The sequence below is a fragment of the Pseudomonadota bacterium genome (genome assembly GCA_010028905.1).
Lineage (GTDB): Bacteria > Vulcanimicrobiota > Xenobia > RGZZ01 > RGZZ01 > RGZZ01.
Genome location: RGZZ01000253.1, coordinates 1 through 7,378, shown reverse-complemented (window position 1 = coordinate 7,378; position 7,378 = coordinate 1). Strand labels below are relative to the sequence as shown.

7 protein-coding genes and 1 tRNA gene are annotated in these 7,378 nt (G+C 67.9%); 7 read left to right on the top strand and 1 reads right to left on the bottom strand.

What is annotated here, in order from left to right; translation table 11 throughout:
* Positions 1 to 228: 228 nt before the first annotated feature.
* The 7 genes from EB084_15915 (at position 229) to EB084_15885 (ending at position 6,067) form a co-directional block, all read left to right on the top strand.
* Positions 229 to 591, top strand: coding sequence for a cupin domain-containing protein (locus EB084_15915; GenBank protein NDD29744.1), 363 nt, complete (start codon positions 229 to 231; stop codon positions 589 to 591).
* A gap of 349 nt (positions 592 to 940) precedes the next feature.
* Complete coding sequence (locus EB084_15910; protein ID NDD29743.1) at positions 941 to 1,450, top strand: disulfide bond formation protein B; 510 nt, start codon at positions 941 to 943, stop codon at positions 1,448 to 1,450.
* Between the two features lie 202 nt (positions 1,451 to 1,652).
* A complete protein-coding gene (gene asd, locus EB084_15905; protein NDD29742.1) occupies positions 1,653 to 2,789 on the top strand; it encodes an aspartate-semialdehyde dehydrogenase in 1,137 nt (378 codons plus the stop codon).
* A gap of 185 nt (positions 2,790 to 2,974) precedes the next feature.
* Positions 2,975 to 3,061 (top strand) — tRNA-Leu (locus EB084_15900).
* Positions 3,062 to 3,154: 93 nt separating this feature from the next.
* Positions 3,155 to 4,648, top strand: a complete 1,494-nt coding sequence (locus EB084_15895) for a hypothetical protein (GenBank protein ID NDD29741.1) — start codon at positions 3,155 to 3,157, stop codon at positions 4,646 to 4,648.
* Positions 4,649 to 4,806: 158 nt separating this feature from the next.
* Positions 4,807 to 5,463 (top strand): hypothetical protein, encoded by a 657-nt coding sequence (locus EB084_15890; protein ID NDD29740.1) that lies wholly within the window; start codon positions 4,807 to 4,809, stop codon positions 5,461 to 5,463.
* 178 nt (positions 5,464 to 5,641) lie between these two features.
* Complete coding sequence (locus EB084_15885; protein NDD29739.1) at positions 5,642 to 6,067, top strand: hypothetical protein; 426 nt, start codon at positions 5,642 to 5,644, stop codon at positions 6,065 to 6,067.
* 19 nt (positions 6,068 to 6,086) lie between these two features.
* Here the strand turns inward: EB084_15885 and EB084_15880 are convergent.
* On the bottom strand, positions 6,087 to 7,378 hold a 1,292-nt coding region (locus EB084_15880), incomplete at its 5' end, for a hypothetical protein (GenBank protein ID NDD29738.1).

Sequence of the window (7,378 nt, the reverse complement as noted above, 5' to 3'; positions counted from 1 at the left end):
ACGACCCCGTGCAGCGCGGGCCAGGTGCCCTGGGAGGCACCGTGGGCAGGTTGGCCAGCGGGGGAAACGACCCCGTGCAGCGCGGGCCAGGTGCCCTGGAAGGCACCGTGGGCAGATTGGCCAGCGGAGGCAACAGAGGGGAAGGGGAGGGGCGGTTCGAACCAGGAGGGGCGACTGCCAGGCTCGGTACCGGCAGCACTCCACACGCCAATCTGCAGGAGGCCCTTCATGCCCACACACATCGCGCAACCTACCCAGATCACCTCGGCCGGCAACAAGCCCAAGATCATCCTCGAGCACGTGGGGCGGGTCAATACGAAGACCGAGAATGCCAGCGTGGCCCACATGAAGAGCCCCGGCGGCTGGGTCGAGCCGGGGCAGACCCCCGCGTTCGACGAGTTCACCGTGGTGCTCAAGGGCCTGCTGCGGGTGACCCATCGTGACGGTGTGCTCGATGTGCAGGCAGGGCAGTCGGTCATCGCCCACGCGGGCGAGTGGGTGCAGTACAGCACGCCAACCGACGAAGGTGCCGAGTACATCGCGGTGTGCGTGCCTGCCTTCTCGATGGATACGGTGCATCGCGACGCCTGACACCCCCGCATCGCGCCGCCCCCCGCATCGCGCCGTCGCCCGCATCGCGCAGCTCCTTGCCCCCCTACAGGAAGGGCGCATGACCGGCCCGAACTCGGTCACCGAAGCGTACCCCGACGCACCCCCACAAAAGGAGAGACACGCATCATATGATGGCCGCCATCTTTGCCCTCTGGACCGCCACCATGACGTGCGCGTGGCGTGAGAACGAGCGCGCCGCCCACGGGCTGTTCTTCGTCTCGCTCATCGCGTCGATTGCCATGTACCTGCATCACGCTGACTCCACGTTGAAGATCGACCTGTGACACCGCAGCGCTGGGACGCAGTGTCCCGATTCCTCAATGCGCTCATGATCTACATCCTGGTGGGCATCCTGGGAGGCGCCCTCTACTTCCAGCTGGGGCTTCACGAGAACCCCTGCCCCCTCTGCCTGTTGCAGCGCATGGGCATGATGGGGGTCATGTGCGGTGCCGTTCTCAATCTTCGCGGCGGCATCCGCCCCCAGAACTACGGCCTCATCATCCTCGCCGCGCTCTTCGGTGCGGGCACGGCCGCGCGCCAGATCCTGCTTCACATCGTCCCTGGCACCGGAGGATACGGTGACCCCGTGATGGGGCTCCATCTCTACACGTGGTCGTTCATCTCCGAGATCTGCATTCTCATCGGCGTGGGCGTGCTGCTGCTGCTCTACGGGCTCGGAGAGGCGGCGACGCGTCAGGGCCCGCCGCCGCCTGTCGTCGTGACGCGGTTCGAGCAGGTGGCGTGCCTCATGGCCATCGGCATCACGGCGTTCAACGTGATTCTCACCTTCAAGGAGTGCGGACTCACGGCGTGCTGCGAGAATGGCCCTTGTCCGTGAGCTGACGACAGGCCGCGCCAGCGGGCGGCCGCCCGTCGCCTCTCGGGCCTTCGAGTCGACTTCGCGGGGAGTGGCGTGCGCCTCGTCTCCAGGGAAGACGCCCTTCTCTGGCGAAGGTGCCCGCCGCCCGCAAGACGTCTGTGGCGATGGCGCATTGCGCCCGTGTCGTGCGGGGCATCACGTGAAATGAGGTCTCGCACTCATGTCGACTCGGGTTGGATTCATCGGATGGCGCGGAATGGTGGGCTCGGTGCTCATGGAGCGCATGCGCGCCGAGAACGACTTCGAGGGGCTCGACGCCACCTTCTTCACCACCTCGTCTGTGGGTGCGACCGCGCCTGTGCAGGGCGCTCCGCCGCTGCAAGACGCGCGAGACCTGAGCGCTCTCGCCGCCCTCGACATCCTGGTGAGCTGCCAGGGGGGCGATTACACCGCTGAGATCTACCCGAAGCTGCGCGCCGCCGGCTGGCAGGGCGTGTGGATCGATGCGGCCTCGACCCTGCGCATGGCCGATGACGCCATCATCGTGCTCGATCCCATCAACCGCGACATCATCGAGCGCGGCCTCGACAGCGGCATCAAGACCTTCGCGGGGGGCAACTGCACGGTCTCGCTCATGATGCTCGCGCTGCACGGCCTCTTCCGCGAGGGGCTCATCGAGTGGATCTCGAGCATGACCTACCAGGCCGCCTCTGGCGCGGGCGCCGCCAACATGATCGAGCTCGTGAAGCAGATGGCCGCCATCTCCACCAGCGCCCACGACCTGCTCGAGCAGCCAGCCCTCAACGCGCTCGAGCTCGATCGTCACGTCATTGCTGACGTGCGCGGTGACAGCTTCCCCACCCAGTGCTTCGGCGCTCCGCTCGCCGTCAACCTCATCCCCTGGATCGACAAGGGGCTCGAGAACGGCCAGACCCGCGAGGAGTGGAAGGGCATGGTCGAGACCAACAAGATTCTCGGCCGCTCGGCCTCGCCCATCGCCGTCGACGGCGAGTGCGTGCGCGTGGGCGTCATGCGCTGCCACAGCCAGGGGCTCACCATCAAGCTCACCCGAGACCTGCCATTGCCTGAGATCGAGACGCTCATCGCCACGGCCAACCCGTGGGTGAGGCTCGTGCCCAACGATCGGGCCGAGACCCTGGCGCGCCTCACCCCCGCGGCGGTCTCGGGAACCCTCGACATCGCCATCGGTCGTCTGCGCAAGATGCAGATGGGGCCGCAGTACCTCACCGCGTTCACCGTGGGCGACCAGCTGCTGTGGGGAGCCGCCGAGCCCATCCGCCGCACCCTGGCCATCGCCCTGGCGCATCGCGGGGCGCGCAAGACGGCGCTGGCTTGAAGCGCGGCCGAAAGCCGCACGTCAAGCCATCCTTCTGGGCCGAGGTCGGCCTTCTCGGCCGTTCTCGCAGAGGCGCACAGGGCGGGTCTGTGCCCCCTGAAAGCGCGCCGGCCTTGGGTCATCACAGGCGGTGCCGTCGAGTTTGACGCTCCATGGGGCACGGTGCTATACTGCTTGCACTCCACGCCGAAGTGGCGGAATTGGCAGACGCGCGGGTCTCAAACACCCGTTCTCGCGAGAGAGTATCGGTTCGAGCCCGATCTTCGGTACCAGTCTCAAGAGCCTGGCCTTGCGCCCAGGCTCTTTTGCTTTCAGCCCCGTTCACCGGCGCAGGCCCTTGAGCGCGTCGGCAGAAGGAGGGACGAATGAAGGCACAAGGTGATCTGCTGCTGCGGTCTCTTCGCCCCGCCGCGCCCTGGGTGACCGCGTGGCCGGTGCGCGGACTTGCGGCGTTCCCGGATGGCGGCGGATACGCCGTGCTCGAATCGGGTGGGCGTGTGCTCGGCTTCGACTGGGAGGGAGACGGGGAGCCGAGGCTCGTGGCTCCCGCCCTGCCCTGGACGCGTCCGCTCGATCTTCTGCGCACGCACCCGGACACCGATCACGGTGACAGCCGCATCGTCGCGCTGTCTGGCGGGCGGGTGGTCCGGTTCCTGTCGACCGAGGTCCGGCATGTGAGCGCACCCATGGAGTCGCGGGTCGAGCTGTGGACATCAGAGGGTCGGCTGCTGCGGTGCGTTCGGATCAAGGGCGTCTGCCCGGTGCTCCTCGACGTGCGCGGCGACGGCGCCGAAGCCCTCATCGGCTGGCCCGGACGCTACGCGGCCGATGCGTGGCCCAGCGTGTGGATCCCGGTGCCTCTCGCAGACGCAGGGCCCGTCGAGGCTCTCGCGTCGACGCACAGCGCAGGCATTGCGGCGGGGCCCCTCGTTGATCTGGCCGCCACGTGGCGCCCTGCCTCCGATGCGGGAGACGCGCGCGCCCTGCGCGCATCGCAGCGCGCTGCCGCGCCCTCGCTGTCGGGGATGCCGGCCGATGTGCTGGGACGTCTCCCTGAGCCTGCGACGCTGGTGGCCTGTGCGCCGGATGGGCAGCACGCCGTGGCGGCCGCGGGAGATGTCCTGGCGGCGCAGTGGGGTGGGAACGACCGCTGGACCTGCGGGGTGCGCCCCCTTCGCCGCGCCGATGCTTTTCCTCGCTTCGACTTTGATGCGCTCCGCGACCATCTCCCCGCCCCCTTGCCCTGTTCCGAGGGGAGGGGTGTGCTCACCGTGCGTCGTGACTGGGAGATGGCCGATGCCTATCAGTCAGTCGATGTCTGGACGGTGGAGATCACGTCGGCGTCGCCTGGCGTGCGCCGCACGGTGAGGCTGCCCGCTCAGCCGGTCTCGTGGGAGGCGCAGCACGACGCCGCGTGCGTTCTGCTGCGCGACGCCAGCGGCGGTTTCATGCGCCTCGACCTCGATGGGGCAGCGGCGTCGACGCTTCACGCAGAGGGGGCCAGCCCTCGCGTGGCGCTCACCGCAGACGGTCGTCTCGTCGCGCGTCGCAGCCCCTTCCAGATACGTCCTCCCCGAGGCGCTTCGGTGGAGATCGTCGAGCCCGCCACGGGTCGCGTGGTCTTCATCCAGGGCTGTGCGCCGGGCGAGCTCCCGCTCGGTGTATCCGGGGATGGCGGCCACGTGCTGCTTGCGTGCGCGTCGTCGCTGCGCGTGATGCGCATGTCTGATGGATGCGTTCTCCACGTCGTCGATCTCGAGACCGACGAAGCCGACGAGGCGAGATGTGGCGAGGAGGCCTTCGTCATCACCACGCGTCGCGGAGCGATGCTCTCGCTGGGAGGGCCGGCGCTGGCCTGACGCTGGCCGCTGAGCGTCTGGCGGCCTGTGCTGGGTGCGAGACAGCAGCCGTCGGTTTCACGCACATTGCACGTTTCGTCATGATCACTTTCATGCGTCTTCGTACAATTGAGGGTGAGGGACTCCAAGCATTGCTCCCCTGAAAGGACCGTCTCGCCATGATCTCAACGCTTCGCGCCTCTCTGTCGGGTAGCGTTGCCCCGACCACGCCCTGCGTTCCGGATGAAGAGCCTTCGCATGGCGAGATCCTCCACATGGGGCTGAAGACCTACATCGACGCCTACACCCACCTGCACGGCTGGAGCGAGGACACGGTCGACGCCGCCGCGCTCAGCTACACGCGCGTGCGTGAAGCCGCAAACCTCGTCGAGCGCGGCGACCTCGGGTCGCAAGACGCCACGAGCCTGCAGGACGCCGTGAAGAGCGCCAACCGCTGGGTCGCCAAACGCCTCGAGGTCTTGTATGCGTATGAGGGCGGCGGCACCATGTACCTGCACGCGCGTCCTCGTGAGCGCGCCGAGATCGCAGACGTCGAGGCCCAGAGCCTGGCGTGCTGGGGACAGACGTGTGACAGCGCGCCCTTTCCCCTGGTCGCTTCGTTCAGGTCTCGGCATCGCGATCTTCCCGAGTTTCCGAACCCCGCCGTGCCTGACCTCACCCCGCAGAAGTACAAGCGTCAGCTCGAAGCCGAGGCCAGCCTGCTCGACAAGGCCTGCATTGCCGCCCAGAGCCTGCCCCCCGGCCCGCGTGCCGTGTTCTCTGCCTATCTCGAGGGGACGGCGCAGCTCTGGTCTGACATTCCCCCGGACCTCTGAGCACCCGCGTTGATCCGTTGGCGGTACGCACGCGCGCCGTCTTCGTGCCCAAGCGCCGGCAGGCAGGGTACGCTCCGGCATGTTCGAATCTGCTCGACAGGGAATAGAACCTTCACGTCTCGCGACGCATACTGCACACGGCAGCGCCGACTGTCAGAAGCAATAGGAGCGCACTCGCATGACCGAGCCCGAGCACGATTCCTCCGAGGGAACGCCCTCGCCCCGATTCATTCCCCGCCGCGTCTTTCTGACCGATCTGGCCGCGGCCGGGGTTGCACTGGTGGGCGCGTCGCTGATGGCGATGTTCTCGCGCTCTGTGGTCGCCGCGCCCAAGCCGATCGCCTCTTCGTCTCGAACGCCGGCATCGCCACCGCCGGAGACCGACAACATTCCCATACAAGGCAAGATCCAGGCCCCGCGGCCAGTGCCCAAAGAGACTGACCGCGTGATGCCTGCCGGTGGGATACGCCCTTGCCCTCCCTCGCCCGTTCCGAAGGCGCCTACCCCCAAGAAGTCGCCCACTCCGCAGAAGCCGCCCGAGCACGATCATCTGCAGGTGCCCGGTGAGGTCGCGCCTCCCTCGCCATCTCCACGCAAGCGCTGAACGTCGCGGGGGGCGCCGCTCAGGGAGACGGCGAGGCCTCCGACGTCGTGGCGCCTCCATCATCTGCCTGCGGCGTGGCGCTCTGCGGCCAGACGCGATAGATGAGCATGCGGAAGTCCGGGGTGAACGCCCAGGCCGCGAACAGCTGCAGGCGCACGGGGGGGTGCTTGCCCACGGCGTCGTCGAAGTACTTGAGCGCGAGCTTCTCCGATCCTGTGATCGGGTAGTCGCCCTGCAGCCCCACGAAAAACGCGGGCCAGGGGGTGTACGGGGGGAGCGTCGCTGTGCCTTGGGGAGCGTTCAGGGGAACGATGGCGATGGGCAGATCGGTGAAGCCGGCCACCGTGCCGAAGCCGTCGTGGTGGTAGGCCACGTAGCTGTGAGGCGTGAGCCCCACGAAGAACCAGGCCTTCTGCTTCACAGCCTGACACATCTGCGCCATCATCTCGACGAAGGCCTCGCGACGATGCGACGGCGGGGCGGGCAAGATGGGCGTCACGCAGATCGGGCCGCTGCCCGCGCCGGGCGCCAGGGGCGCGACGTTCTCGAATACGGTGAAGGGAGCCAGGCGAACCAGTGTGTCAGACGCCCTTACCGGAAGCAGCAACCAGCCGAAGATCTGGAGCCAGGCGTATACCGCGAGAAGCGCGGGGACGACGCGCCGCGTCAGGCGGAAGCGTGAAGGCCACCAGGTCGCGGCAATGGCGGTGAACCCCAGGATGTTGAAGAGGTAGATCTCGAACTTGCCGGCCACCACGTTCGAGAAGAAGAGCAGCCGCTTGCGGTCGCGCAGCGCTCCCGTCGCGACTGCGCATGCCACTCCCACCCCCGCGAGCAGGCAGTAGAACACGCCGAACAGGCGCCCTCCCATGACCCGCGCGTAGTACAAGGGGTCGATCCAGCGGTTCCCATGCCACGACCCTTCTGTTGCGGTGAAGAGGCGCTCCTCGAATACGCCCACCAGATTGCGCCCCACGGCGAGGGGGAGCAGGGCCGCCACGAGCATGGCGCCTACGATGACGAGGTTCCAGAACCGATCTGCCGCCTCGCCGCCAGTGTCGTCGCTGGGGCTGGCGCTCTCGACCGCGTTCAAGGTGCGCGGGGGGCGATGACGCCAGATGAGCAGAATGAAGATAGCCAGTACCGTGGCGTCCAGTGCGGCGAAGGTTCGGTAGTGGGCCTCCTCGGCGAGCCACGCGCGCAGGCCTTCCTGGGTTGGCGCGCACACCGCGTGCAGGCCCCAGCAGAGCGCGCTGAGCAGCGCCGCGAAGCCGAGGCGTGCGCGCATGGCGCGCAGGTGGTCGAGCACGA

Coding starts and splice junctions, on each gene's coding strand:
- EB084_15890 (NDD29740.1), top strand. CDS start 4,807: ATGATCTCAACGCTTCGCGCCTCTCTGTCGGGTAGCGTTGCCCCGACC.
- EB084_15910 (NDD29743.1), top strand. CDS start 941: ATGATCTACATCCTGGTGGGCATCCTGGGAGGCGCCCTCTACTTCCAG.
- asd (NDD29742.1), top strand. CDS start 1,653: ATGTCGACTCGGGTTGGATTCATCGGATGGCGCGGAATGGTGGGCTCG.
- EB084_15915 (NDD29744.1), top strand. CDS start 229: ATGCCCACACACATCGCGCAACCTACCCAGATCACCTCGGCCGGCAAC.
- EB084_15885 (NDD29739.1), top strand. CDS start 5,642: ATGACCGAGCCCGAGCACGATTCCTCCGAGGGAACGCCCTCGCCCCGA.
- EB084_15895 (NDD29741.1), top strand. CDS start 3,155: ATGAAGGCACAAGGTGATCTGCTGCTGCGGTCTCTTCGCCCCGCCGCG.